At 40.0% G+C, this 26,178-nt stretch carries 18 protein-coding genes, 3 tRNA genes and 3 rRNA genes; 8 read left to right on the forward strand and 16 right to left on the reverse strand.

Annotated features, from left to right (window positions below; translation table 11 throughout):
- Nucleotides 1-8 precede the first annotated feature (8 nt).
- Nucleotides 9-2,315: a DNA internalization-related competence protein ComEC/Rec2 gene (locus AC2INI_RS19220; protein WP_486306062.1), complete on the reverse strand. Its 2,307-nt coding sequence runs from the start codon at nucleotides 2,313-2,315 to the stop codon at nucleotides 9-11.
- Nucleotides 2,316-2,321: 6 nt separating this feature from the next.
- On the opposite strand from AC2INI_RS19220, the gene AC2INI_RS19225 reads away from it, so the two are divergent.
- Together AC2INI_RS19225 and AC2INI_RS19230 are read left to right on the forward strand one after the other, a co-directional pair.
- Entirely contained in the window at nucleotides 2,322-2,852 is a 531-nt protein-coding gene (locus AC2INI_RS19225) for a DUF2062 domain-containing protein (RefSeq protein WP_486306063.1), read from the forward strand.
- Nucleotides 2,853-3,068: 216 nt separating this feature from the next.
- Nucleotides 3,069-3,221 carry a nonsense-mediated mRNA decay protein NMD3 family protein gene (locus AC2INI_RS19230; RefSeq protein WP_486306064.1) on the forward strand — a complete coding sequence of 51 codons (153 nt, stop codon included), beginning with the start codon at nucleotides 3,069-3,071 and terminating at the stop codon, nucleotides 3,219-3,221.
- 78 nt (nucleotides 3,222-3,299) lie between these two features.
- Here the strand turns inward: AC2INI_RS19230 and AC2INI_RS19235 are convergent, their stop codons facing one another.
- The 9 genes from AC2INI_RS19235 to AC2INI_RS19275 all read right to left on the reverse strand — a co-directional run bounded on the left by AC2INI_RS19235 (nucleotide 3,300) and on the right by AC2INI_RS19275 (nucleotide 11,655).
- Nucleotides 3,300-4,220, reverse strand: a complete 921-nt coding sequence (locus tag AC2INI_RS19235) for a manganese-dependent inorganic pyrophosphatase (RefSeq protein ID WP_122033493.1) — start codon at nucleotides 4,218-4,220, stop codon at nucleotides 3,300-3,302.
- 194 nt (nucleotides 4,221-4,414) lie between these two features.
- Nucleotides 4,415-4,530 (reverse strand): 5S ribosomal RNA (gene rrf / locus AC2INI_RS19240).
- 147 nt (nucleotides 4,531-4,677) lie between these two features.
- A 23S ribosomal RNA gene (locus AC2INI_RS19245) occupies nucleotides 4,678-7,568 on the reverse strand.
- Nucleotides 7,569-8,006: 438 nt separating this feature from the next.
- A tRNA-Val gene (locus AC2INI_RS19250) sits at nucleotides 8,007-8,082 on the reverse strand.
- A gap of 61 nt (nucleotides 8,083-8,143) precedes the next feature.
- Nucleotides 8,144-8,219, reverse strand: a tRNA-Lys gene (locus tag AC2INI_RS19255).
- Nucleotides 8,220-8,223: 4 nt separating this feature from the next.
- Nucleotides 8,224-8,299, reverse strand: a tRNA-Glu gene (locus tag AC2INI_RS19260).
- Nucleotides 8,300-8,387: 88 nt separating this feature from the next.
- Nucleotides 8,388-9,930, reverse strand: a 16S ribosomal RNA gene (locus AC2INI_RS19265).
- The 16S, 23S and 5S rRNA genes sit together here with 3 tRNA genes alongside, the layout of an rRNA operon.
- Before the next feature lie 424 nt (nucleotides 9,931-10,354).
- Nucleotides 10,355-10,732, reverse strand: coding sequence for an AAA family ATPase (locus AC2INI_RS19270; RefSeq protein WP_486306471.1), 378 nt, complete (start codon nucleotides 10,730-10,732; stop codon nucleotides 10,355-10,357).
- The gene (locus AC2INI_RS19275) at nucleotides 10,732-11,655 is read right to left on the reverse strand and encodes a LysR family transcriptional regulator (RefSeq protein WP_486306065.1); all 924 of its coding nucleotides are present in this window, start codon (nucleotides 11,653-11,655) and stop codon (nucleotides 10,732-10,734) included. Before AC2INI_RS19275 ends, AC2INI_RS19270 begins: the two co-directional genes overlap by 1 nt.
- A gap of 90 nt (nucleotides 11,656-11,745) precedes the next feature.
- On the opposite strand from AC2INI_RS19275, the gene AC2INI_RS19280 reads away from it, so the two are divergent.
- The 3 genes from AC2INI_RS19280 to AC2INI_RS19290 all read left to right on the forward strand — a co-directional run bounded on the left by AC2INI_RS19280 (nucleotide 11,746) and on the right by AC2INI_RS19290 (nucleotide 14,397).
- Nucleotides 11,746-12,942: a glycine C-acetyltransferase gene (locus AC2INI_RS19280; protein ID WP_486306066.1), complete on the forward strand. Its 1,197-nt coding sequence runs from the start codon at nucleotides 11,746-11,748 to the stop codon at nucleotides 12,940-12,942.
- On the forward strand, nucleotides 12,942-13,973 hold the full coding sequence (tdh, locus tag AC2INI_RS19285; RefSeq protein ID WP_486306067.1) for an L-threonine 3-dehydrogenase: 1,032 nt from the start codon (nucleotides 12,942-12,944) through the stop codon (nucleotides 13,971-13,973). Before AC2INI_RS19280 ends, tdh begins: the two co-directional genes overlap by 1 nt.
- 79 nt (nucleotides 13,974-14,052) lie before the next feature.
- Nucleotides 14,053-14,397, forward strand: a complete 345-nt coding sequence (locus AC2INI_RS19290; protein WP_486306068.1) for a DOPA 4,5-dioxygenase family protein — start codon at nucleotides 14,053-14,055, stop codon at nucleotides 14,395-14,397.
- Between the two features lie 45 nt (nucleotides 14,398-14,442).
- Here AC2INI_RS19290 and AC2INI_RS19295 read toward each other — a convergent pair whose 3' ends face one another.
- From AC2INI_RS19295 to AC2INI_RS19315, 5 genes are all read right to left on the reverse strand, one after another.
- Entirely contained in the window at nucleotides 14,443-15,672 is a 1,230-nt protein-coding gene (locus AC2INI_RS19295; RefSeq protein WP_486306069.1) for a hypothetical protein, read from the reverse strand.
- A gap of 183 nt (nucleotides 15,673-15,855) precedes the next feature.
- Nucleotides 15,856-18,189 carry a Lon protease family protein gene (locus tag AC2INI_RS19300; RefSeq protein WP_486306070.1) on the reverse strand — a complete coding sequence of 778 codons (2,334 nt, stop codon included), beginning with the start codon at nucleotides 18,187-18,189 and terminating at the stop codon, nucleotides 15,856-15,858.
- A 186-nt stretch (nucleotides 18,190-18,375) separates the two neighbouring features.
- Complete coding sequence (locus AC2INI_RS19305; protein ID WP_486306071.1) at nucleotides 18,376-18,660, reverse strand: hypothetical protein; 285 nt, start codon at nucleotides 18,658-18,660, stop codon at nucleotides 18,376-18,378.
- Nucleotides 18,661-18,975: 315 nt separating this feature from the next.
- Nucleotides 18,976-19,167 (reverse strand): hypothetical protein, encoded by a 192-nt coding sequence (locus AC2INI_RS19310; protein WP_122031958.1) that lies wholly within the window; start codon nucleotides 19,165-19,167, stop codon nucleotides 18,976-18,978.
- A gap of 506 nt (nucleotides 19,168-19,673) precedes the next feature.
- Complete coding sequence (locus AC2INI_RS19315) at nucleotides 19,674-21,413, reverse strand: bifunctional metallophosphatase/5'-nucleotidase (RefSeq protein ID WP_486306072.1); 1,740 nt, start codon at nucleotides 21,411-21,413, stop codon at nucleotides 19,674-19,676.
- Nucleotides 21,414-21,620: 207 nt separating this feature from the next.
- On the opposite strand from AC2INI_RS19315, the gene AC2INI_RS19320 reads away from it, so the two are divergent.
- Nucleotides 21,621-23,258, forward strand: a complete 1,638-nt coding sequence (locus AC2INI_RS19320) for an ATP-dependent endonuclease (protein ID WP_486306073.1) — start codon at nucleotides 21,621-21,623, stop codon at nucleotides 23,256-23,258.
- 71 nt (nucleotides 23,259-23,329) lie between these two features.
- Here AC2INI_RS19320 and aroG read toward each other — a convergent pair whose 3' ends face one another.
- Nucleotides 23,330-24,382 carry a 3-deoxy-7-phosphoheptulonate synthase AroG gene (gene aroG / locus AC2INI_RS19325; RefSeq protein WP_486306074.1) on the reverse strand — a complete coding sequence of 351 codons (1,053 nt, stop codon included), beginning with the start codon at nucleotides 24,380-24,382 and terminating at the stop codon, nucleotides 23,330-23,332.
- 252 nt (nucleotides 24,383-24,634) lie between these two features.
- On the opposite strand from aroG, the gene AC2INI_RS19330 reads away from it, so the two are divergent.
- Both AC2INI_RS19330 and AC2INI_RS19335 read left to right on the forward strand, forming a co-directional pair.
- Complete coding sequence (locus AC2INI_RS19330) at nucleotides 24,635-25,381, forward strand: amino acid ABC transporter ATP-binding protein (RefSeq protein ID WP_122031962.1); 747 nt, start codon at nucleotides 24,635-24,637, stop codon at nucleotides 25,379-25,381.
- A 1-nt stretch (nucleotide 25,382) separates the two neighbouring features.
- Nucleotides 25,383-26,177 carry an amino acid ABC transporter permease gene (locus AC2INI_RS19335; RefSeq protein ID WP_486306075.1) on the forward strand — a complete coding sequence of 265 codons (795 nt, stop codon included), beginning with the start codon at nucleotides 25,383-25,385 and terminating at the stop codon, nucleotides 26,175-26,177.
- Nucleotide 26,178: the final 1 nt, after the last annotated feature.

Below are 26,178 nucleotides of genomic sequence, written 5' to 3' on the forward strand. Positions count from 1 at the left end.
CCTTTATTCTACTCTGAATTTAGGTTATCGCCAAATAGCTTTCTATACCAGACACTGTGATTGAGCATTGAATAGCCTTTTATGAGTAACTGGCCACCATTACTTGTTATACTAACTTGCCCTAGTTGTGCAGTATCTAACCACTTAATTTCTTTTTCTTCATGTTTTCTAATAATAAGGGGACTAGGTAGATCCCATGGCGAAAAACGTCCGGCAGATACAACTGCAATTTTATTTTTCATTTCCTCTACCCAGCGATCGGTTGAAGAGGAATTAGAACCATGATGTGGTACTAAAAATACATCAACATCCCTAAAGTCATTTTGATTTAATATCAACATCTCTGAGATAGCATCAATATCGCCAGTCAGTAAAAAAGTCCACTGACCTATTTTAGCCTTAACAACACAAGAGTGCGGGTTATACGCTCTACCTACCACTTTTGGTGGCCAAATAGCGGTAAATTCCATTGGGCCGGCTTGCCACTGTTGTCCTTTAATACAAGCGTCACTCCCTTGACCTTCTTCACTTGTTCTTACCCATCGAGGATCGAAATACTTAATTAGATAAGACTTACCTCCGGCATGGTCATTATCAGAGTGACTAATAATCAGTCCATCTATATAACGAACCCCTCGACTGCGTAAAACTGGCTCTATAACACTTTCTGCGATGCTGCCATTGTTCCACTTCATCCCTGTATCATAAACAACGGTATGACCCTGACTGGACAATAAAATCGACAAGCCATGACCTACATCTAAGAAATCCACCTGCCACTCTTTCTGCTGCTTTAAGAGTAATGACCCAACAATGATTAAAACTATCGGCTGGACAAAGAAATTCATAGGAAGAAACAGCCGAAGCATGACAAACACAATCACACAAATAATAATCAAGTTAACGCTCTTCGACAGCACTAGCCATGTTTGATCCGATTTTTCAGCCATCCACCAGACAGGGGCGATAGAAAAGTCAGCTAAAAACCAAAGCGCATTAACCACTTCACTGTTAATCGGCTCAAGCACTACCGCTAATAGACTTAAGGGGACAGTCGTAATACTAACCCAAGGTACTGATATTAAATTTATTAGTGGTGATAGATAGCTAATCCCTGTAAAAAAGTACCCTTGTACTGGTGCTAATAAGACAAAAAGCCCAAACTGCACAACAATAATTTGACTCCATTTTCTGATAACACTATTACGGTGAATTTGAATGAATATTTGATAAAAATGAAGCGATAAAAAAACCACACAGACCGCACTAAATGAAAGCCAGAAACTCATGGATAATGACGAGAAAGGATTGATGATAAGACAGAGGACTACACACCATAATAATATGAGATGCTTTGGCCAGAAACATCGAAAGATTAATAAGAAGGAAACTAAGAAACACGCAATTAACGCTCTTATTGTAGGTAATGAGAAATCAGCGAGCCAAGCGTAGAAAACAGCAAATAAACACCCACCAATAACCGGGAGCCAAAGGTGCCTATCTTTTGTATAAATGACGCGAATTAATTTACCAACCCACCAGCCAATCGCAAAAACAAAGCCAATATGTAGCCCTGAAATCGCCATTAAATGAGCCAGTCCTGAATTACGCAATACTCGCCATTCGCTAGCTTCAATATCCCCTTTATAACCAAAGGTTAATGCCAATAGTAGAGATTGAAACTCTTTATCTTGTGTTTGGTTATAAACACTATCAAACCATTGATTTCTTATCGATGGGCTATCTTCTAACAAGAGTGCATGGATTATCTTGCCATAAGAATGAATACCTTTAGCTAAAGCATAATCTTCAAGCTTATAACCAACTTCATTATGCCGCCCTATTGGAGGCCGCAGTTTTACATCAAACTCCCATATCTGCCCTTGCTTAAAAAGAACTGAATCACTTTCATTTATAAGGTTTTTCTTATAATCACGAAGAGATACCCGTATTAATGGCGATTGAATAAACGTAACAGGTACTGTGTTAATCTCACGAACTTGAACTAAAATTGAGGATGTTGTTTCTTTAAATGCAATTAGACTTTGAATTTCACCTTTGATGGTAATATTATGGCCTTGACTATAAAGCCCTTCATTTATGCTTTGATAGTATGTTATGTGTGAGGACGCAATGATTAAGCCTAGCAGGATGCCTTGTATTAATTTAACTTGATCAAACCTTAAAGTGACCACATAGCCAAGGATACACAAGAAAAATACAAACGAAGGCAGGTTTGTTGGCCAATAGGCTGATGATAAAAGAATAAGAATTACGACTGCAATCTTTAACCGCATGTCATTAAAAAGAAGCATTAACTTATGCCAAGAAAATTCATAAAACGTTTTTTACCAAACCATGAAACCATTAAGCGCCAAAAAGCATTAAAGATATTTGGTAACGTCTTGTATAACCCTAATTTATGGAGTTTAAATCGCCGATCCGCTGCGGGTGCTTTTGCTGTGGGTTTATTTATGGCTTTTGTTCCTCTACCTAGTCAAATGATTATGGCTGCAGGTCTTGCGATCCTCTGTAGCGTAAATCTACCATTATCGATTGCATTAGTTTGGATAAGTAATCCTGTTACCATGCCTGTTTTATTTTATGGTGCCTACAAAATTGGGGCTTGGGTAATGTCTACCCCTGCGCAACACTTTCATTTTGAGCTGTCTTGGGATTTTATCACCTCACAAATGTCGACGATTGGGCCCCCTTTTCTTTTAGGCTGTGCGATTTGTGCGATTGTTTCTGCCCTGATCGGCTACTTTGGTATTCGTGCTCTCTGGCGTTATTCCGTCGTTCGTAGCTGGAAAAAAAGAACATTACGATTAAAACTACCTAACTCAAACTAATTTACTCTTTTCTATTCCCTTCTTTCTATAACTGGCAGTAAAACTTTGCTGCCAGTTCACAAAACTTCATCCGCACACAAACAGTATGATAGCTTTAATGTAGTATATTCGTATGTATCTTATTTTTTGAACCGTTTTATTTTCAATTGTCATGAGATACGAATAATACTAATAAAAATCACAACACATTATTTGCAGCTGCTCGAGGAAGATGACATGAATGAATTAACTGAATGCCCAGAATGTCTTTCGGATGAATTACTCATTTCAGACAATGAGAATACAGTGATCTGTTCAGATTGTGGAGTCATTAAAAAAGATGGAATGTGGCTTATTGCTCAAGAGCCTAAAATTGAAATTACCGCTTAATAACCGGCATAAAAAAGCCCATACAAAAGTATGGGCTAATATTTTATTATGTTGTCGCTGTCATTTATTCGAAAATAATTAAGCAAAAACTTCTTGTAGTTGAGGAACGATTTGTTTCTTACGGCTAAGCACACCATCTAGCCAAACACGGCCATTCTCTGTTGCTTTACCATAAGCTTTTTCTGTTAGTTCTGCATTATCACTGATAACTAATAGCTCAGAGCCTTCTTTCATGATGTCTGTCAGAAGTAAAATCATAGTGTGACGATTACCTTCAGCTTTCATTGCTGCGATATCCGCTTCTAATTCTTCTTTGATACCATCAAATACAGATAAGTCGATAACTTCAAGTTGACCGATACCAACTAGCTCGCCATTCATGTTAAAGTCTTTAAAATCACGCATAACAAGATCACGAATTGCTGTGCCTTCTACTGCTGATTTAACTCTAAACATATCCATACCTAACTCTTTAAAGTCTTCAACACCAGCGATCTCTGCTAGTGCTTCAACACACTTAATATCAGCAGTTGTACATGTTGGTGATTTGAAGATTACTGTATCACTTAAAATGGCACATAGCATGATACCAGCAATATTTTTTGGGATCTCTACATTGTAAAAATCATACATCATCTTGATAACTGTATTACTACAACCAACAGGACGGATCCAACATTCAAGTGGTGTTGATGTTGTTAAATCACCTAGTTTATGGTGATCAACAATACCTACAATCGTTGCTTCTGCAATATCGTCAGGTGCTTGAGTCATTTCAGAGTGGTCTACGATGTAAACTTCTTCACCAGCATAGCTCATTTTAAGCTCAGGAGCTTCGAACCCAAATTTCTCAAGGATGAATGCGGTTTCAGGAGATACTTCACCTAAGCGAGCAGGAATAGCTGCTTCACCAATTTGATTTTTTAAGTAAGCAAGTGCGATTGCACCACAAATTGAATCTGAATCTGGGATCTTATGGCCCACTACATACATTGACATTGTATTACTCTCCTTTAAATATGGCGCTATTCTAACAAATTGAGGCGATTTGAAAACAGAAAGTATCAATAGAATATAAACTATCGATTATATGAATAGGCATAACTCTATAAACAGAAAAAGGCTCATACCTTTCGGTATGAGCCTTTCACTTGTGTTCTTATCTTTTTAAGAAAAATAAAAACGAATTTAAAGCCTGGCGATGTCCTACTCTCACATGGGGAAACCCCACACTACCATCGGCGCTATTACGTTTCACTTCTGAGTTCGGCATGGGATCAGGTGGGTCCATAACGCTATGGTCGCCAAGCAAATTTTGTCTATATCTCCCACTTACTATAAAGCTTCAAGGGAAATATAATAATCTGGAAAGCTGTTTCTCTATAAAAGAGTATTCTTAATCACATTCAATATTGTGTCTTGGTTAACGAATCCGTTAAAACCCCTTGGGTGTTGTATGGTTAAGCCTCACGGGCAATTAGTACAGGTTAGCTCAATGCCTCGCAGCACTTACACACCCTGCCTATCAACGTCGTAGTCTTCAACAACCCTTTAGGATACTTAAAGTATCAGGGATGACTCATCTCAAGGCTCGCTTCACGCTTAGATGCTTTCAGCGTTTATCGATCCCGAACTTAGCTACCGGGCAATGCTACTGGCGTAACAACCCGAACACCAGAGGTTCGTCCACTCCGGTCCTCTCGTACTAGGAGCAGCCCCTTTCAATCATCCAACGCCCACGGCAGATAGGGACCGAACTGTCTCACGACGTTCTAAACCCAGCTCGCGTACCACTTTAAATGGCGAACAGCCATACCCTTGGGACCGACTTCAGCCCCAGGATGTGATGAGCCGACATCGAGGTGCCAAACACCGCCGTCGATATGAACTCTTGGGCGGTATCAGCCTGTTATCCCCGGAGTACCTTTTATCCGTTGAGCGATGGCCCTTCCATTCAGAACCACCGGATCACTATGACCTGCTTTCGCACCTGCTCGAATTGTCATTCTCGCAGTCAAGCGGGCTTATGCCATTGCACTAACCACACGATGTCCAACCGTGTTTAGCCCACCTTCGTGCTCCTCCGTTACTCTTTGGGAGGAGACCGCCCCAGTCAAACTACCCACCAGGCACTGTCCGCAATCCCGATAAGGGACCAACGTTAGAACATCAAGCATACAAGGGTGGTATTTCAAGATTGCCTCCACCAATACTAGCGTACTGGTTTCAAAGGCTCCCACCTATCCTACACATGTAGGGTCAATGTTCAGTGCCAAGCTGTAGTAAAGGTTCACGGGGTCTTTCCGTCTAGCCGCGGGTACACTGCATCTTCACAGCGATTTCAATTTCACTGAGTCTCGGGTGGAGACAGCGTGGCCATCATTACGCCATTCGTGCAGGTCGGAACTTACCCGACAAGGAATTTCGCTACCTTAGGACCGTTATAGTTACGGCCGCCGTTTACTTGGGCTTCGATCAAGAGCTTCGACCGAAGTCTAACCCCATCAATTAACCTTCAAGCACCGGGCAGGCGTCACACCGTATACGTCATCTTACGATTTAGCACAGTGCTATGTTTTTAATAAACAGTTGCAGCCACCTGGTATCTGCGACTCCCGGCAGCTTAGAGAGCAAGTCTCATCACCGCTAGGAGCGTACCTTCTCCCGAAGTTACGGTACCATTTTGCCTAGTTCCTTCACCCGAGTTCTCTCAAGCGCCTTAGTATTCTCTACTCGACCACCTGTGTCGGTTTGGGGTACGATTCCTTATAATCTGAAGCTTAGAGGCTTTTCCTGGAAGTATGGCATCAATAGCTTCACACCCGTAGGTGCTCGACATCGTGTCTCAGCCTAACAAGAGTCCGGATTTACCTAAACTCTTAGCCTACGCACTTGAACTTGGACGACCGTCGCCAAGCCTACCTAGCCTTCTCCGTCCCCCCATCGCAATTATAAGAAGTACGGGAATATTAACCCGTTTCCCATCGACTACGCTTTTCAGCCTCGCCTTAGGGGTCGACTTACCCTGCCCCGATTAACGTTGGACAGGAACCCTTGGTCTTCCGGCGAGGGGGTTTTTCACCCCCTTTATCGTTACTCATGTCAGCATTCGCACTTCTGATACCTCCAGCAGCCCTTACAGACCACCTTCAACGGCTTACAGAACGCTCCCCTACCCAGCACAATAAATTGCACTGCCGCAGCTTCGGTGTATAGCTTAGCCCCGTTACATCTTCCGCGCAGGCCGACTCGACCAGTGAGCTATTACGCTTTCTTTAAATGATGGCTGCTTCTAAGCCAACATCCTGGCTGTCTGAGCCTTCCCACATCGTTTCCCACTTAGCTATAACTTTGGGACCTTAGCTGGCGGTCTGGGTTGTTTCCCTCTCCACGACGGACGTTAGCACCCGCCGTGTGTCTCCCGGATAGTACTTACTGGTATTCGGAGTTTGCAAAGGGTTGGTAAGTCGGGATGACCCCCTAGCCTTAACAGTGCTCTACCCCCAGTAGTATTCGTCCGAGGCTCTACCTAAATAGATTTCGGGGAGAACCAGCTATCTCCAAGTTTGATTGGCCTTTCACCCCTAGCCACAAGTCATCCGCTAATTTTTCAACATTAGTCGGTTCGGTCCTCCAGTTGATGTTACTCAACCTTCAACCTGCCCATGGCTAGATCACTTGGTTTCGGGTCTATATCCAGAGACTGAACGCCCAGTTAAGACTCGGTTTCCCTACGGCTCCCCTAAACGGTTAACCTTGCCACTGAATATAAGTCGCTGACCCATTATACAAAAGGTACGCAGTCACATAACAAGTATGCTCCTACTGCTTGTACGTACACGGTTTCAGGTTCTATTTCACTCCCCTCACAGGGGTTCTTTTCGCCTTTCCCTCACGGTACTGGTTCACTATCGGTCAGTCAGTAGTATTTAGCCTTGGAGGATGGTCCCCCCATATTCAGACAGGATATCACGTGTCCCGCCTTACTCGTTTTCACTGATGATGAGATGTCGGTTACAGGGCTATCACCTTGTATCGCGGCACTTTCCAGAGCCTTCACCTGTCTCATTAAAAGCTTAAGGGCTAACCCAATTTCGCTCGCCGCTACTTTCGGGATCTCGGTTGATTTCTCTTCCTCGGGGTACTTAGATGTTTCAGTTCTCCCGGTTTGCCTCGCTGCGCTATGTATTCACGCAGCGATACTAGCTTATGCTAGTGGGTTTCCCCATTCAGAAATCGTAGACTCAAATGGTTTTTACTACCTAATCTACGCTTATCGCAAGTTAATACGTCTTTCATCGCCTCTGACTGCCAAGGCATCCACCGTGTACGCTTAGTCACTTAACCATACAACCCCAAGAGGTTTCGTATGGACCATTTGCTTTCACTTTTTGAAAGTGAAGACAAAACAGCAACCAAGGTTGAACTCGTCGCTATCTCTGTATAAAAGATAGGGAGTTCTGGTTTTTCGCCGGATTCGCTCTTTACCTCTACTTAAAAAGTAGAAATAAAATAATACCAAGAACACTTGAATGTGTTTTTAATTTGCTTATCTAAGATAAACAAAAGATATTAAGAACTTTTAAATTTTGATTTATCTAACTCGTAAGTTAGCTAAATCAGTCAGCTTTCCAAATTGTTAAAGAGCTATATAAAATCATCAACATTGTTAATGATAAAATACTTCTTAAGCATTTTCAGACACAAAAAATCCGAACCTAGGTCAATTTCTTGAACTGGTTTGGAATCCTTCCAAAAATATTTAAAGAGTATATCCATATGAAATGGTGGGCGATACCGGGCTCGAACCAGTGACCCCCTCCTTGTAAGGGAGGTGCTCTCCCAACTGAGCTAATCGCCCACATAATATTTCAATTTACTTCTGACTCTATCAGAAATAAACCCATTCTCTGTGGAAAGAATGGTGGGTCGTGCAGGATTCGAACCTGCGACCAATTGATTAAAAGTCAACTGCTCTACCAACTGAGCTAACGACCCTAAGTGGTATCCCGTAGGGGAGTCGAACCCCTGTTACCGCCGTGAAAGGGCGGTGTCCTAGGCCTCTAGACGAACGGGACACTATGAAGGTGTCGGGCACCTTCAAATCTCTTTATTTTTTCAACCTTCGCAATCTGTGTGAACACTCATAAATCGTAATCTATCGTTTAAGGAGGTGATCCAGCCCCAGGTTCCCCTAGGGCTACCTTGTTACGACTTCACCCCAGTCATGAACCACAAAGTGGTGAGCGTCCTCCCGAAGGTTAAACTACCCACTTCTTTTGCAGCCCACTCCCATGGTGTGACGGGCGGTGTGTACAAGGCCCGGGAACGTATTCACCGTGACATTCTGATTCACGATTACTAGCGATTCCGACTTCACGGAGTCGAGTTGCAGACTCCGATCCGGACTACGACGCACTTTTTGGGATTCGCTCACTATCGCTAGCTTGCAGCCCTCTGTATGCGCCATTGTAGCACGTGTGTAGCCCTACTCGTAAGGGCCATGATGACTTGACGTCGTCCCCACCTTCCTCCGGTTTATCACCGGCAGTCTCCCTGGAGTTCCCACCATTACGTGCTGGCAAACAAGGATAAGGGTTACGCTCGTTGCGGGACTTAACCCAACATTTCACAACACGAGCTGACGACAGCCATGCAGCACCTGTCTCACAGTTCCCGAAGGCATAAGTCCATCTCTGGTCTCTTCTGTGGATGTCAAGAGTAGGTAAGGTTCTTCGCGTTGCATCGAATTAAACCACATGCTCCACCGCTTGTGCGGGCCCCCGTCAATTCATTTGAGTTTTAATCTTGCGACCGTACTCCCCAGGCGGTCTACTTAACGCGTTAGCTCCGAAAGCCACGGCTCAAGGCCACAACCTCCAAGTAGACATCGTTTACGGCGTGGACTACCAGGGTATCTAATCCTGTTTGCTCCCCACGCTTTCGCATCTGAGTGTCAGTGCCTGTCCAGGGGGCCGCCTTCGCCACTGGTATTCCTTCAGATCTCTACGCATTTCACCGCTACACCTGAAATTCTACCCCCCTCTACAGCACTCTAGTTCACCAGTTTCAAATGCGGTTCCGAGGTTGAGCCCCGGGCTTTCACATCTGACTTAATGAACCACCTGCATGCGCTTTACGCCCAGTAATTCCGATTAACGCTCGCACCCTCCGTATTACCGCGGCTGCTGGCACGGAGTTAGCCGGTGCTTCTTCTGTCGCTAACGTCAAGATGTGCAGCTATTAACTACACACCCTTCCTCACGACTGAAAGTACTTTACAACCCGAAGGCCTTCTTCATACACGCGGCATGGCTGCATCAGGCTTTCGCCCATTGTGCAATATTCCCCACTGCTGCCTCCCGTAGGAGTCTGGACCGTGTCTCAGTTCCAGTGTGGCTGATCATCCTCTCAGACCAGCTAGAGATCGTCGCCTTGGTGAGCTCTTACCCCACCAACTAGCTAATCTCACCTGGGCTAATCTTGACGCGAGAGGTCCGAAGATCCCCCTCTTTGGTCCGAAGACATTATGCGGTATTAGCTATCGTTTCCAATAGTTATCCCCCACATCAAGGCATATTCCCAGGCATTACTCACCCGTCCGCCGCTCGTCAGCAAATTAGCAAGCTAATTTCTGTTACCGCTCGACTTGCATGTGTTAGGCCTGCCGCCAGCGTTCAATCTGAGCCATGATCAAACTCTTCAATTAAAGTTTTTAACTCAATGATTAATACTGATTTCTTACATAAATAAATTTGTGTAGTCACTCAGTTCATTGATAGTTGCTCACTTATAAATAAGTTAAGCTATTTTGACTATCAATCCATAAGTGTCCACACAGATTGCTAAGGTCTAATTATTAAAGAGCTCAAAACTTAGCTTTCGCCATGTTTTGCGTGAAGTGTCATTTAAATTACTAAAAGTAAGCTGCAAGCAACTTTTGAAAACTCGGTTCGCGTCAATGTTTCACTTCTTGTTATCACCGCTAGCCCTTACTAATAAAGGTTTGCTGTGATAACGGAAGCGAAGTATAGAGATTTAATGATGAGTTGCAAGCCCTTTTTAAACATAAAAAAACCAACCGCTCAAAAAACAAACAAATAGAAAGTAAAATGCTCAACCCTGAACTAATTTTAGGCCTCCCACTCCTTTTTCATCCTTTTAATTACATTTTCAGGGACATTATGAGTGCTTTTAAATTTTCCCTTGCACACATCTATCTCTAATACAGCATCATACTTTTGAGCAATTTTTCTGTATGCATCCATTTCCCACTGCTTTACAAAAGTATTAGCGACGACAACACTTCTACCATTATATAAGTGGAATTCACATTGTAACTGACACCATTGATGAGCAGAGCTTAAAAGAGTACCATCAAAACAGTAAGCCCCCTCTTCATTCACAAAAAACTGATCCGCTTCAAGATGTATCAGATCCAAACTTTGTGCCAAGGTCGATTTACCACTTCCCGGCAAGCCTCTCAATAATCGTAACTCTAGCTTCTTCATCATTTACTCTGCTCTTTCATTAAATTCTCTTTTACAAATTCAGTAAAAACTTTTAAACGAGAAGGCATATATTTATTCTGAGCGTATTGCATAGCGATAACACCATGATAATTTCCTTTTATTTGCCAATCAGAAAGAATGGGAACAACTTCGTTATTATCTAACGCCTCTTTAATAACAAAATCAGGAAAAATCCCAATACCAAAACCATCCTTCACTCCATTCAATCTCATTTGCGAATGATTGACAGCATAACGACCAGTCACGGCAATAACATGGCTTTCTTCCGCTTTTACAAATTCCCAAATATGATCTGTTGTCGTTTCACCTAAATAAAGACAGTCATGATGAGTAAGATCATGTGGATTGGTTGGCAATCCTCTCTCTTCTATATAAGAAGGACTAGCACATAAGCTTAGATTGACCTTTCCTATTTCTTTCATGATCAATCCTTCTGTTGGTTTATCGGTTAAACGAAAAACCACATCAATCCCTTGAGCTATCATATCGATATCACCATCCGATGCTCTTAGCTTTAATTGAATTTTAGGATACTTAATCAAAAATGGAGTAATTAATGGTTGAAGTACAATCGTTAAAAATGCTTTTGGGGCTGCAACCGTCAAACTTCCAGACGGAACAATATGCTCTGAGCTCGAAATATCAATCGCCTGCTGTGCCGCTTCAACCATAATGACAGATTGTTGGTATATTTTTTTACCAGACTCCGTGATCAGCAGACTACGCGTTGTTCGCTCAAACAACTTAACAGAGAGTGCATTTTCCAAACGAGTAATAAGCTTACTCAACGCTGACGGAGTTACACCCAGCTTTTTAGCCGCCGCCGTAAAGCTGCCTTCATTTACGACTATAATAAAAGTCGCTAAGTCGGGTAATAGATTAATAAGTTTATTTGTGACCATGATTCACTAATGCTTTTCCTTTTTTAGGGATAATAGTCGCAATCACTTTCAATTAGAATCTATTTATCATAACTACAAGAAGGAAAGATAATGTCTTCTGCATTCTACACTCAGATCCAAAATCAAATTGAAGAAGTAAAGAGCGAAGGTTTATACAAATCTGAACGTATTATTACTTCAGCTCAAAAAGCATCTGTTTCTATATCTACTGGTCAAGAAGTATTAAACTTCTGTGCAAACAATTACTTAGGTTTGGCTAACCACCCTGCTCTTATTGAAGCAGCAAAAAATGGTATGGATGAGCACGGCTTTGGTATGGCTTCTGTACGTTTTATCTGTGGTACTCAAGACTCACATAAAGTACTAGAAGAAAAACTATCTACTTTCTTAGGTAAAGAAGACACGATCCTTTACACATCATGTTTTGATGCAAACGCGGGTTTATTCGAAACTATTTTAGGTAAAGAAGATGCCATCATCTCTGATGCCCTAAACCATGCATCAATCATTGATGGTGTTCGCCTTTGTAAAGCAATGCGTTTCCGTTACGCAAACAACGACATGGCTGAGTTAGAAGAACAGCTAATTGCAGCAAAAGAAGCTGGCGCTCGTCATACACTTATCGTTACTGATGGTGTGTTCTCAATGGACGGCGTAGTTGCAAATCTTCCCGCTATCTGTGATTTAGCTGATAAGTACGAAGCACTGGTTATGGTTGATGACTCTCACGCTGTTGGCTTTATGGGCGAAAACGGTGCTGGTACTCATGAGCATCATGACGTTATTGACCGCATCGATATCATTACTGGTACGCTAGGTAAAGCAATGGGTGGCGCATCAGGCGGTTATACTTCAGGCAAAAAAGAAGTGATTGATTGGTTACGTCAACGTTCTCGTCCGTACCTATTCTCGAACTCTGTTGCTCCTGCGATTGTTTCTGCCTCTATTCGTGTTCTTGATTTACTGGCTGAGTCAGGTGATTTACGTACAAGCCTATGGGAAAACTCTACTCATTTCCGTACTCGTATGGAAGCTGCTGGTTTCACAATGGGTGGTGCTGACCACGCTATCATCCCAATTATGCTAGGTGATGCAAAACTAGCTGCTGAATTCGCAGAGCGTGCGTTAGAAAAAGGCATCTATGTTGTTGCTTTCTCTTTCCCAGTCGTTCCTAAAGGCCAAGCTCGTATTCGTACACAAATGTCTGCTGCTCATTCTCGTGAGCAACTAGATCGCGCAATTGATGCCTTTATCGCTGTAGGTAAAGACATGGAGATCATCAAATAATGAAAATTAAAGCACTTTCAAAACTAAAACCTGAAGAAGGTATTTGGATGACCGAGGTTGAAAAACCTGAAATGGGTCATAACGATATTCTTATCCGTATTAAGAAAACCGCAATTTGTGGTACTGATGTACATATCTACAATTGGGATGAGTGGTCACAAAAAACCATTCCTGTTCCTATGGTTGTAGGTCACGAATACGTGGGTGAAGTGGTTGGTATTGGCCAAGAAGTTCGCGGTTTTGAGATTGGCGACCGTGTTTCTGGCGAAGGTCACATCACTTGTGGTCACTGTCGTAACTGTCGTGGCGGCCGAACTCACCTTTGTCGTAATACGACAGGTGTAGGTGTTAACCGTACAGGTGCATTCTCGGAGTTCTTAGTTATTCCTGCTTTCAATGCATTTAAGATCCCAGCAGGTATTTCTGATGATCTAGCATCAATCTTCGACCCATTTGGTAATGCAGTTCACACTGCCCTATCATTTGATTTAGTAGGTGAAGACGTCCTTATCACTGGTGCTGGTCCAATTGGTATCATGGCAGCAGCGGTTGCTAAGCACGTAGGTGCTCGTCACGTTGTAATTACTGATGTAAACGAATACCGCTTGGATCTTGCTAAAAAGATGGGCGTTACTCGTGCAGTAAACGTAATGAACGAAAAACTTGAAGACGTAATGTCTGATCTTGGTATGACAGAAGGCTTTGATGTTGGTTTAGAAATGTCTGGCGTTCCATCGGCATTCAACAGCATGCTAACTAACATGAACCATGGTGGTAAAATATCTCTATTAGGTATTCCACCATCTGACATGACTGTAGACTGGACTCAAGTGATCTTCAAAGGCTTGGTTATTAAAGGTATCTACGGTCGTGAGATGTTTGAAACTTGGTATAAGATGGCAAGCTTGATCCAATCAGGTCTAGATCTAACACCAATAATCACTCACCACTACAAAATTGATGACTTCCAAGCAGGCTTCGACATGATGCGCTCTGGTATGTCTGGAAAAGTTATTCTAGATTGGGAATAATCATTCTCATTTAAAATGAACTATAATAAGGCTAAACTTCGGTTTGGCCTTTTTTATATTTCCTATTTAAGAAGATAATATGCACGAATCAGACATCAATGGTTATCATGTTCACGTTTATTTCGATCAAACAAGTATCGGTTTTGCCGTTAGTTTAACAGAGCAGCTGCATGAGAAATTTGGATACCAATTAGGAAACGTGAATCAAAAACCTGTCGGACCTCATCCAGTTTGGAGTCGACAAGTTTCTTTCAAGCATCATGATTATGATGAAGTAATGGTATGGCTAGAAGAAAATAGAAATCAATTATCGGTGTTAGTCCATCCGTTAACTGAAGATGAATATCTTGATCATACTAGCTCTGCGGTGTGGTTAGGTTTACCACTAGAGCTAGATCTTAGTATATTCACCAATAAAGAATAACAACAACTGGCTTCTCTTAATTATCTGATAAATAAGAGAAGTCATTTACTTTGCTTTATAAATTGAAAATTCCTTTGTCAATTTATACTCAGACCATTCTTTCTCGCCCATAGCTTCAAGATAGGCTTGTTTTGCTGCAATAAATGCGTTTTTATCACTCATTGTCTTCGTTGAAAATATTTTAAATTTATAGCTGCTTCGCGGTGTTTGTCCAATAATCCCTTTATAGATGGTTTCATCTTCTGTCACCTTAACAACGACCCCAATAACACCAGATGTGGGATGAGCAGCTTTGAAATACTTACCTTTTGCGGATTCAGCTTTACGCTCATTTTTATAATTTGCCCAATTATAATTGGCTTTCATCAACGCGACTTTTCTCAATACATGTGTAGGATGAGTACAAGCTTTAAATTTGTTCAATTCTATCTTCGAACCTGTCTTAACAAATTCTTTTTTTACAACAAAATGAGATTTATCATCCGCTTCAATCATTAATATTTGCTTTGGTTTTCTTCTAAATTCAAACCAAGTCTCTTTAAACTCAGCCATGCAACCATCCATTGCCTTTTGAATTAATTGGTCACAAATTTCACGCATTTCAAATTTAGATAATGGGGTTGTCGTTAATGTTTTACTTGGTCTAAACGTTTTGATGTCTGCATCTTTCGTTTTTAAGTAAGTATCTAGTACCTCACCAATTGCGTTTAATTCAGCAAGGAACGCACCAAGATCATCAAAATTAACGTTATATAAACTACGAGAAAAGTTATGAGAACGATAGCAAGATTTACTTTCATGGCGCTCAAAATGACTATTCACATAAGGAGTGCCATTAACCATTGATAACTTTAGCTGAATGTTTGGGTGTAACCCTTGGTAAGCTGACTTGGCAGTAAAGGTTTTTGTTTTTCGTGCTGCATCTGCTGTTTCATATTCATCTTGCTCAACCAATTCAGCAATAGACCACGCCGCTTCAATTATTGCTTCTGAACGAGCATCAACATCACTCTCTTCATTTTCAAAATCAGCGTAATAAGCTTTACTGTAATAAGGTTGACCTTTACGAGCAAAACGTACTTGTGCAAATTCCATTCTACGGCGCTTAGTCGATTGACCATCATTCCAATTAATACCAATTGGTATCCAATATTCAGTGCCTGCTATATCAACCAGTTTTACTCGTAACAATAAATTTTCTTCGATGTAAGTTTTTTTTCCACGTACGATCAAAAAAGTACTGTAATCAAGTCGTGGAGATAAGGGATGATACATAGTAAAGCCTCTGAGCACATTGGAATAAACAAATAACAGGCATAAAATAGGTTGGGATAAAGCGCTTTTTATTTTATTGTTATCTGCTGATGATTATATCACCGTTTTAATTATTAATTCAATTCTCTTATAACAATATAAAAAAAGGCATAAAAATGATCTTATGCCTTTCTCTAATTTTATTTAAGAAGCGAATTTAGAGCGAATGATAGTATAAATGCCATCACTACTTTCTGACTCAACAGGAGAGCCCATCAATAACTCAATCGCTTCACTAACATGCTGAACAGGCCAAATCGTAAATGACCCTTTTTCTATTGCTTGAGTCACTTCACTGTTTAACATTAGATTTTGAATATTAGAATGAGGAATTATCACCCCTTGATGTGCTTTTAAGCCTTTAATTTTACATACTTGATAAAAACCTTCAATTTTTTCATTTACGCCACCAATAGGCTGCGCTTCACCAAATTGATTCATCGACCCTGTTATTGCAATATCTTGACGTATTGGTTTTTCAGAAAAAGCGGAAATAATAGAGCAGAACTCAGCCATTGATGCGCTGTCTCCATCAACCCCTCCATAAGACTGCTCAAATGCCAAGCATGTCTTTAATGGAATTCTTTTTTCACTTCCAAATAACGAAGATAAGTAAGCACTAAGAATAAACACTCCTTTTGAGTGGATACTGCCTCCAAGCTCTACTTTTCTTTCAATATCAAATACCTCCCCCTTACCAAACGAAGTGGTTGCGGTAATTCTATTTGGCATTCCAAATTGGTGATTTGATGTAGATAAAACAGACAGTGCGTTGACTTGGCCAACAACCCCACCTTCTGTCTCCATTAAGGTTGTACCATTAACAAAGCTTTGCATTACTCCATCTTGAACTCGATTAACTCGATGCTCTTTATTCGCTAATGCTTGTTCTACGTGTTTTAAGCGGATCATATTTGACTTAGCCGCTCTTGCTATGTAGTTAGTTTCTTTTAATAAATTGGAAATATCCGCAGAATGTAAAGAGAGTCGATTTTGATCCCCAGTCTGACGGGAGCTGTATTCTATAATTCGTTCTATCGCTTTTTTATCACATTGCAGCATTTTACCATCATGTACAATACTCGAAATAAATTGTGCATAATGAAATTCTGAAGCCTCAGTTCTTGGCATGTCGTCTTCAAAATCAGCAGTGACTTTAAAAAGCTCACTAAATTCTGAGTCATAATGTTGAAGTAATTGATAAGTTTGATAGTCTCCAAATAAGATTATTTTTACATTTAGCGGAATAGGCTCTGGCTCTAAAGACACGGTTCCTGATAGCGTCACTTCCCTTTCAAGAGAACTTAGGTTTAGGTTTTGAGAGCGTAATGCTCTCTTTAATCCATCCCAAACATACGGTCTTTCAAGCACTTTAACCGCATCCATGAGTAACACTCCGCCATTCGCCTTATGAAGACTACCAGCACGAATTAATGAATAATCTGTAAATACGGTTCCTTTAAATGTCGCGTTTTCTATGTATCCGAATAAATTGTGATAACTCGGGCTTTCTTCGACAATTAGCGGGAACTGCTCATCTTTTTGACTAACAAGTAGATTAATTTGATATCTACGAGGTAACCTTTTCTCTAAAGAAGCATATGCCAATTCAGCGTCTTCATTACCCTCTTGGAGGAATACATCAAAGTTTTCTAAGATGTCTTTTTCCATATCTTTAAGGTGTTGAGAAATGATTTTTGAATCACTGTATTTAGTTTTAATTACTTCAAAATTCACCGTTAATACTTGAGAAACAATTTCTTCATTTAACTTTTCAATCTTATCGGAATATTTATCTTCCCATTCTGTCAATTGACGAACAAGACTTCGTAATTTAATTTCTAATTCATCAATAATTGACTCAAGTTGACGCTGCTCTTGTCTATCTAATGCATCAAATGTTTCTTCGCTATGTAGCTCTTCACCATTCATTGCTATAAATTGATAATCACCTTGAGTCGTAACCGCCAGGCTAATACCTTTACTTTTCGCTTCTTTCGTTAATGAACCCAATAATGATTCTTGTTTATCAGCTAATTGATTTTTAAGCGTACCTGTTCTGGTGTAATACAGCTCATTATCAAATGCTAATGGAATAGCCTTCACCAGTTTCAGAGTGATCTTTTCAATTTCTTTTTTGAAATTCAGCCCCGTTCCTACCGGTAATTTTAGTACTTTGGGTGCTCGAGTATCATCAAAGTTGGTGACATAGCACCAATCACAAACACCATTGCCTGCAGGGTTATGGCGCTTAAGATAACGCAGAACCATGGTTCTCTTACCAAGCCCATTCTGACCAACGGCATAGATATTATAACCACGGTCAGGAATAGACATAGCAAATTCAACCGCTTGTTGCGCTCTGTCTTGTCCTACAATTTCATCAATGGGAGTTATATATTTAGTTGATTTACATGTACTTTCATCTAGGTTTGCTGAACGATAAACTTGCTTATGCGTGAGAGGTAAAGTAGACATAAGGCGACCTCTTATTTTGTTATAATTCCCATCAGTATAGATTGAAAAAAATAACAATTAAGTGACCTAGAGTTAAATATTTGAAAAATTTACGGTTTTTACAAAGGGAAATGGTTGACTTATAAGCAGATAAAGAAATGGCGTAGCCACTTACATGATCACGCCATTCAAAGAAACTTTGGGTAATTAACGCTTCACAGCTGCCGTTGGAGCGTAGAATGTTTGGCCGGTTTTCGTCTCAAACTTTACAAAACCTTTATTCGTAAAGGTTTTAACTACCTTACCTTTACGCTTGTAGTCCAGCTTTTTACAATCTGAAGGAAGCTTTGCCTTACCATTATCTTTACGATTCAAAAAGATTTTCATCGATTTCTGGTTGTCACAAATAACGCGATTCTTTTCAATCATTGGTGCGGCAGATATATTAGCTGAAAACAACAGCAGAGAAAGAGAAAGTAAGATTTTTTTCATGGACGCTCCTTAGTATGAAATACAATCATACCACATAAACAGGCACGCGTACCGATAAGGGCATATCTAGATTATCGTGATCCCCGTTAATATTATTAAATAGTTATTAGATAACAACAAAAATAAATGGCTTTTTTATGCATGCTTACGTTGCTAGCTCTTTCTGGTATTCAGAGCCGTTCAGCTCAACAAGCTAACCTAATTCAGAATATTCAGTAGCTAATTGAATAACAATATCACAAGATACTGTTGCTGTTGTCCAAGGCCAGAAACAAAAAAACCAGCACGAATGCTGGTTTTTTTATTACTGAGAACTTAACGATATAGACCAAGGTCTTTTTGTAAGTGCTCTGATAATTCAGAAGTATAATGAGTTGACATCGTTTGGTCTTTACCAAATAAAACATCAACTAAATGAGCAATCAATCCTTTGATACTTACTGAATAGGCCTTCTTTTCCAAAGAAGAAGTAGCGATGTTGTTAATGTTCATTGCTGCTTGTGCCATGATTGCCTCACTTGAAATTCATAAAATGTTTTTGATAAGAGGATAATAAAACTAAATTCACACCTCAAAAAATGACTTTTTCTCCAAACTAATATTAGATTTTCTAATGTAAATATTACATTACAATTCAGTCAGTCAAGATGAATTTTTAGGCAATAGTAGCAATCTTCATTGAATAAAAAAGCACCGCAAAATTAAATTAACATCATTTTTGTGCATGAATTTTTTCAAAAGAACAAAACAATAACAAAATAGAAACAAAGGCAGTCAGGATAAGTTTATTTATGGTAAAAAAACTCCCTAACTAAGTAGGGAGTTCATTTATTATGAAAATTGAACGAAGTAAGCAATTACTGCCCAAGCAGAAAGCCAACTGGCTACTAAGAACTTATCAGACCAATCATTATCCATCATTTACCTATTTATACTCACAGCACGTATTATTCATAGAAACCTCTCTCACAAAATTTCTTATTCCATAAAATAGTTAGCAAAGCTTATGCCATCTATACGACTGCTTTTTCATTTCTGTGATATTTATTCAAACACTCTGTCGGTTTTGCTAGATCTGGATAATGAGATAGATAATCAATCATACAATCTGCCATTGAATAAGACGTCGTGATCACCTCTTCTTCTCTATGCAGAAGAGGCGCATATCCTTCTTTACCCTTAATGGTATAAGCTGTTGATGTACCATAGTATATTTGTTCATCAAGAACACTTAACCATCCTACTTTAGGGTTATAAATACTAAATTCAGTAATGCGAGAACCGCTTGGTTTACTGGCATCATAGCGATAACGCAGCTGAGATACGTAAGGAAAGCTGCCTGAGCCACTACCAATCACCCCATTATCTGTTGCATTATCAATTGCGCCTTCTATTGCCGCTTTTAAGTATTGTCCTTTAATACTATAAATGACAATGGGGATCGCGAAAGGCAATACTTTTCCGGCAATATCAGCATAAGTGATCTCCCCTTGATTTAACCCCGCGCGCACACCCCCTGCGTTATGCATTGCAAACTGGACTCGATTATCTATTTGATGAGCTTTTGAATAAAATGACTCGACAACCCAAGGCGCGATATCACTTTGTCCTTGTTCATCAGGAATACGACGATGACTTAAATCAGTGGTGCAATGTCCAATAATCTGTTGTGATAAACGTTCAACTTCTTCTCGATACTTATCGATGAGCAATGCTTCAATCTTTGGGTCTTTATCACAAAAGGTAGTATGTTTAAAGTCGGCTAAAGTCTTGGTGATTTTTGATAATTGTTCGGCTTCAACTTGATGACTGCACGCCTTATCCGTATACGCAACATCATCAATCAATAAGCTATTTTGCCCATTAAATCCAATTAACTTTCCGTCATTAGAATAAGTTAAATCACAATAGCCCAAGGCAAGTGCATGACAGCCAGCTTGCACAATGTGAGTTCCATTAACTCTTTCACCGTAATTTGCTCGCTCTTCCAAACCAATCTCAGTAAAGTCACCTTGCAACACATGACTATGACCACCAATGATCAAATCAATCCCAGAAACAGATTGAGCTAATTGTTTGTCCGCTTCATAACCAAGATGACTCACAATAATAACGTTATCGATACCTTTAGCTGCTAAGTACTGCATCGTTGATTTTGCTGTCTCAATCGCATTTTTAAAGGGAGTGTCAGGATCAGGGCTAGCTAACACTTCCATTTGATCTATCGTTAAACCAAAAATAGCAACGTCAATATTACCGACGTGTTTAATCATGTACTTAGCGATCTGGCGATCCGTATCAAAATCTAAGATCCGTTCTTGATATTTTAACCCATGACCTTTTGACTGATCTTCATGACTTAAATCCCAGTTACCCATTAATATCGGAAATTGAGTCGATGCAATAAACTCACTAACGAGATCATTACCAAGATCAAACTCGTGATTTCCGAGTACCATGCCATCAAGAGGTAATTGGTTAAGCAATTCAGCGTTCGCTTTGCCCTTATACAAAGAAAAATATAGGGTACCTTGAAAACAATCACCCGCGTGAAACAGAGAAACAGCTCCCCCTTTTTGCTTATGCGCTTCTGAGAGAAGCGAAATTTGGTGAGATAAGCGTGAAAAACCACCACATTTGATATAAAACTTATCTAATCCACGGCAATTCAGTGCGATTACTGATTCATCAAAATAAGAATGCGTGTCATTAATGTGCATGACTCTTAATATATTGCTCTTTTGATTTTCCATTTCTTTTCCTTTTTAGAGCAAACAAATATAACAAACTAACTAGGTGGTCACTATACCTGTATACAATGACCTAAAAATCAACATTATTACTTATAAAAAATTCAGTAAGTTACCGTCAGTATAATTAATAATTGTGACTCCCATAATGCTTTACTTGATTTAGTTGCTATATAGTTATTTATAACCCGTCTCTGATGAGGAATCATTATGCTCTTAGAACGAATTGAAGTCTCAGGATTTAGAGGTATTAAACGCTTATCCCTTTCATTTGAACAATTAACCACCTTAATTGGTGAAAACACGTGGGGAAAATCATCTTTACTTGATGCCTTATCCATTGCATTGCCTGTTTCAGGAGAGCTTCACCAATTCACGTTAAAAGACTTTCATCAAGATCATTCTATCTCGTACACTCAAGATCAACATATCCAAATAATCATCAGTTGGAAGACCACAGAAAAGAATGAACACCGAGCTGGACGATACAGAAAACTGTCTAGTCTTTGGCAACCAGATGCGTCTAATCATTGCCAACGGATCTATTATCGTATTAGTGCGACAAATAATAACGACAAAATCACCTCTTCAAGTACCTTTCTAGATAATGAAGGTAATGTTCTTCGATACCATAAAATTGAAAAATTAGTCACTGAATTAATCCACCTTCACCCAGTGATCCGCATCCGTGATTCTCGTCGATTAAGCCAAGAGGATGCGATTCCTCCTCTTTCCAATGATCGTATAGAACGAAGAATAAATAATACTTGTCGCCGTTTGATAAGCGCACCAGGTCAAGTTAATCGAGGGGAAATAAAAAGCGCCCTTCGCTCTATGCAATCACTAGTTGAGCATTATTTTGCCTTTCGGAATCACAAAAAGCACACACCACATCGCATTCATGATGATCTCTTTTTTGGACAAAAAACAGAAGGTGTTTCCTTATCCCAATTTATTAATCAAGATAATACAAAACAGACAAAACTCTTGCTACTTGGCCTATTAAATACTTATTTGCGTGCAAAAGGCCCTAACACGCTAAAAAAATCAGCAAGACCGCTGATGATTATTGAAGATCCAGAAGGCCGATTACACCCAACACAACTTATTCAAGCATGGTCTTTACTTAATCATATACCCATGCAAAAGATCCTCACCACCAACAGTAGCGAGTTATTAAGTGCCGTTCCATTATGCTCAATTCGCCGCTTAGTGAGAGAATCAGACTCCACTTCTAGCTATTCCGTCTCACCAACCTGTTTATCAAGAGATGATTTACGTCGCATCACTTTTCATATCCGCTTTCAACGAACGAACGCTTTATTTGCGCGATGTTGGTTATTAGTAGAAGGTGAAACAGAAGTTTGGTTATTCAATGAAATGGCTCGAATGCTAGGATATAACCTTGCCGCAGAAGGCGTACAAATTATTGAATTTGCTCAATCAGGATTAAAATCATTAATTAAAATAGCCAAAGCGCTGCATATTGAATGGCACGTTGTGACAGATGGGGACCCCGCGGGTAAGAAATACGCATTTGCGGTGAAAAGTCAGTTAGATCATGAGCACGAACGCCATAGATTGACCGAATTACCTCATAAAGACATTGAGCACTACCTTTATCATCATGGGTTTGAAGATCTATTCAGAGAACTTGCGAATATACCAAAAGATCAACATGTTCCCCCAAAGAAAATAATAATTAAAGCATTAAAGAAATATGCAAAGCCAGATTTAGCGTTAGCTATCGTGCAGCACAGTGAAGAACAAGGTATTGATAGCATTCCACTATTATTACGTTGGACGCTAAAACGAACCGTCACCATGGCAAAAGGTCAGGGTAACTAATGTGATAACTACTTCTACAAAAAAAACGCCAGTCATTTTGAAGTGACTGGCGTTATTATTATTCTAACAACTTATTTATTTCGACGAGCAGTAACAGCCTCAGCTAATTGACGAAGTACAGTTTCAGTATCATCCCAACCAATACATGCATCGGTGATTGATTGGCCATAAGTCTCTGCTTTACCACAAACCAAATCTTGACGGCCTTCTACAAGGTGACTCTCAATCATCACACCAAATACAGCTTCTTCACCGCCCGCAATCTGACCAGAAACATCATCAGAAACAATCATCTGGCGCTTAAAGTCTTTTGAGCTATTAGCATGACTAAAATCAATCATCACTTTTTCAGGTAAACCTGAAGCAGCTAATTGCTCTTTAACTGGCTTAACATGAGCGGCACTGTAGTTTGGCTCTTTACCACCACGAAGGATAATATGGCAATCAGGGTTACCTGCAGTTTCAATAATTGCAGAGTGGCCATATTTAGTTACTGATAAGAAATGGTGAGAAGAACCCGCCGAGCGGATTGCATCAGTGGCAATTTTAATGTTGCCATCAGTACCATTCTTAAAACCAACAGGACAAGAAAGACCTGAAGATAGCTCACGGTGAACTTGTGACTCAGTTGTACGTGCTCCGATAGCACCCCAGCTGATTAAGTCACCCATGTATTGTGGAGTGATCATATCTAGGAATTCACCAGCAGTTGGTAAACCCATATCAGTAAGATCAAGCAGCAACTTACGTCCCATACGAAGACCATCATTTAACTTAAATGAATCATCCATGTACGGGTCATTGATTAACCCTTTCCAACCTACTGTTGTACGTGGTTTTTCAAAATAGACACGCATAACTACTTCAAGGCGATCCCCTAACTCATCACGTAATGTTTTAAGTTTGGCACCATATTCTAAAGCGGCTTCAGTATCATGAATTGAACACGGGCCAATAATAACAAGAAGGCGATCATCGTCACCTTGTAAAATATTATGGATAGCTTCACGAGATTGAAATACAGTTTTCGCCGCAATCTCAGTCGCTGGAAATTTTTCTAAAACAGCAACAGGCGGTAATAGTTCTTTTACTTTATTAATTCGTACATCATCAGTTTGATACATTACTTCTCTTCCATCTATTTATGCAGTTTATTGTTTATATACTGCATCTTTATTCTCCATACTGTTAACGTAACGTGTCTTTAACTGTTGTGCAATGGTTAATTTAATATAAATTACTTCTCACTAGATTTTTCACATAAAGCAGACATAACCCTATATTTTGATTAAAAATAAACCGCTCCATTAAGAATCACTTCTTTAGCTTTATGAATATGTTACAGTAAGTTTAGTTCTCGAATGCTAGGATGAATTGTGACTAATAAAAATACAAATAAAGCCAATATCATTGATTTTAAATCCGTGGATAAATACTACGGACAATTTCATGCATTAAAAAACATTAACCTTTCGATCAATGAAGGGGAAAAAGTCGTTATCTGTGGGCCTTCTGGCTCAGGGAAATCCACTCTTATTCGCTGCATCAATGCCTTAGAGTCTATTCAAGGTGGGACTCTTTCTCTCTTTGAACAACCACTCTCATCAAAGCAATTAATGAATGGCAAAGTCGGTATGGTGTTTCAACACTTTAATTTATTCCCGCACTTAACCGTATTAGAAAACCTAACTCTGGCACCAATTAAAACATTAAAATTATCAAAAAAGGCGGCTATTGAACGAGCTTTAACGTATTTAGAACGAGTGAATATCGCAGAACAAGCCGATAAGTACCCTTCTCAACTGTCTGGCGGACAGCAACAACGAGTTGCCATTGCTCGCTCTCTTTGTATGGAACCTCAAGTCCTTCTATTTGATGAGCCTACATCCGCACTTGATCCTGAAATGATCAGTGAAGTGCTAGATGTAATGTCTGTTCTCGCTAAAGATGGCATGACTATGGTGTGCGTGACGCATGAAATGGGGTTTGCTAAAAAAGTCGCCGATCGTGTGGTATTTATGGATGAAGGAGAAATCCTTGAAATTGCGAAACCTGAGCAGTTCTTTGATAACCCACAACACCAACGTACTCAACAATTTTTAAACCAAATCTTAAGTTACTAATATGAATCGTTTAAAAACAATTTTAGCCCCTGTGTTATCTGCTCTATTGCAAATATCACTATTGGCGGTTGCGCTCTATTGGATTTTAAACAGCGGTGCACAAGCCATGAATTATCAATGGCAGTGGGATCGTGTGCCTGAGTTCATTTTCTTCTATGAAGATGGCGAATGGTTCCCGGCTGAATTAATGGAAGGACTCGTCGTCACCTTACAAATTTCAGCCATTAGTGCCATTGCCACTCTAGCCATTGCACTGATCACTGCATTATTGCGCCTTTCAGACTCAATAATCGGTCGTAGTATTGCCACCTTATACATTGAGCTTATCCGTAATACGCCTTTATTAGTGCAAATTTACCTGCTTTATTTTGTCTTTGGTCCATTTTTAGGTTTGGACAGATTCACAACAGCCGTTCTTGCTTTAGCCCTATTCCAAGGCGCCTATACCGCTGAAATTTTACGATCAGGCCTAATCAATTTACCAAAAGGACAATTCGAAGCTTGTAAAACATTAGGATTATCTTCGTTCAACAGCTATCGCTATATAGTATTACCCCAAGTGGTAAGAAAAACCTTACCCTCATTAACCAATGAATTAGTTTCTTTAGTCAAAAATTCTTCTATAGTCAGTGTGATGGCTATTTTTGATTTAACTACTGAAGGACGAAATATCGTCTCTGATACGGCAATGCCTTTTGAAATTTGGTTCACTGTCGCAGCTATTTATCTGGTCATCACTTTAAGTCTTTCCGGGCTATCCGCTTGGTTAGAGCATCGCATGCATAATGCATATTAAT

The sequence above is a fragment of the Aliivibrio friggae genome, from assembly GCF_057368515.1.

What these genes read in the sequence shown, in the direction of transcription:
- AC2INI_RS19280 (WP_486306066.1), top strand. Translation starts at nt 11,746, where the DNA reads ATGTCTTCTGCATTCTACACTCAGATCCAAAATCAAATTGAAGAAGTA.
- AC2INI_RS19270 (WP_486306471.1), bottom strand. Translation starts at nt 10,732, where the DNA reads ATGAAGAAGCTAGAGTTACGATTATTGAGAGGCTTGCCGGGAAGTGGT.
- AC2INI_RS19225 (WP_486306063.1), top strand. Translation starts at nt 2,322, where the DNA reads ATGCCAAGAAAATTCATAAAACGTTTTTTACCAAACCATGAAACCATT.
- tdh (WP_486306067.1), top strand. Translation starts at nt 12,942, where the DNA reads ATGAAAATTAAAGCACTTTCAAAACTAAAACCTGAAGAAGGTATTTGG.
- AC2INI_RS19335 (WP_486306075.1), top strand. Translation starts at nt 25,383, where the DNA reads ATGAATCGTTTAAAAACAATTTTAGCCCCTGTGTTATCTGCTCTATTG.
- AC2INI_RS19310 (WP_122031958.1), bottom strand. Translation starts at nt 19,167, where the DNA reads ATGGCACAAGCAGCAATGAACATTAACAACATCGCTACTTCTTCTTTG.
- AC2INI_RS19295 (WP_486306069.1), bottom strand. Translation starts at nt 15,672, where the DNA reads ATGTATCATCCCTTATCTCCACGACTTGATTACAGTACTTTTTTGATC.
- AC2INI_RS19305 (WP_486306071.1), bottom strand. Translation starts at nt 18,660, where the DNA reads ATGAAAAAAATCTTACTTTCTCTTTCTCTGCTGTTGTTTTCAGCTAAT.
- AC2INI_RS19220 (WP_486306062.1), bottom strand. Translation starts at nt 2,315, where the DNA reads ATGCTTCTTTTTAATGACATGCGGTTAAAGATTGCAGTCGTAATTCTT.
- AC2INI_RS19315 (WP_486306072.1), bottom strand. Translation starts at nt 21,413, where the DNA reads ATGGAAAATCAAAAGAGCAATATATTAAGAGTCATGCACATTAATGAC.
- AC2INI_RS19235 (WP_122033493.1), bottom strand. Translation starts at nt 4,220, where the DNA reads ATGTCAATGTATGTAGTGGGCCATAAGATCCCAGATTCAGATTCAATT.
- AC2INI_RS19320 (WP_486306073.1), top strand. Translation starts at nt 21,621, where the DNA reads ATGCTCTTAGAACGAATTGAAGTCTCAGGATTTAGAGGTATTAAACGC.
- AC2INI_RS19230 (WP_486306064.1), top strand. Translation starts at nt 3,069, where the DNA reads ATGAATGAATTAACTGAATGCCCAGAATGTCTTTCGGATGAATTACTC.
- AC2INI_RS19300 (WP_486306070.1), bottom strand. Translation starts at nt 18,189, where the DNA reads ATGTCTACTTTACCTCTCACGCATAAGCAAGTTTATCGTTCAGCAAAC.
- aroG (WP_486306074.1), bottom strand. Translation starts at nt 24,382, where the DNA reads ATGTATCAAACTGATGATGTACGAATTAATAAAGTAAAAGAACTATTA.
- AC2INI_RS19275 (WP_486306065.1), bottom strand. Translation starts at nt 11,655, where the DNA reads ATGGTCACAAATAAACTTATTAATCTATTACCCGACTTAGCGACTTTT.
- AC2INI_RS19290 (WP_486306068.1), top strand. Translation starts at nt 14,053, where the DNA reads ATGCACGAATCAGACATCAATGGTTATCATGTTCACGTTTATTTCGAT.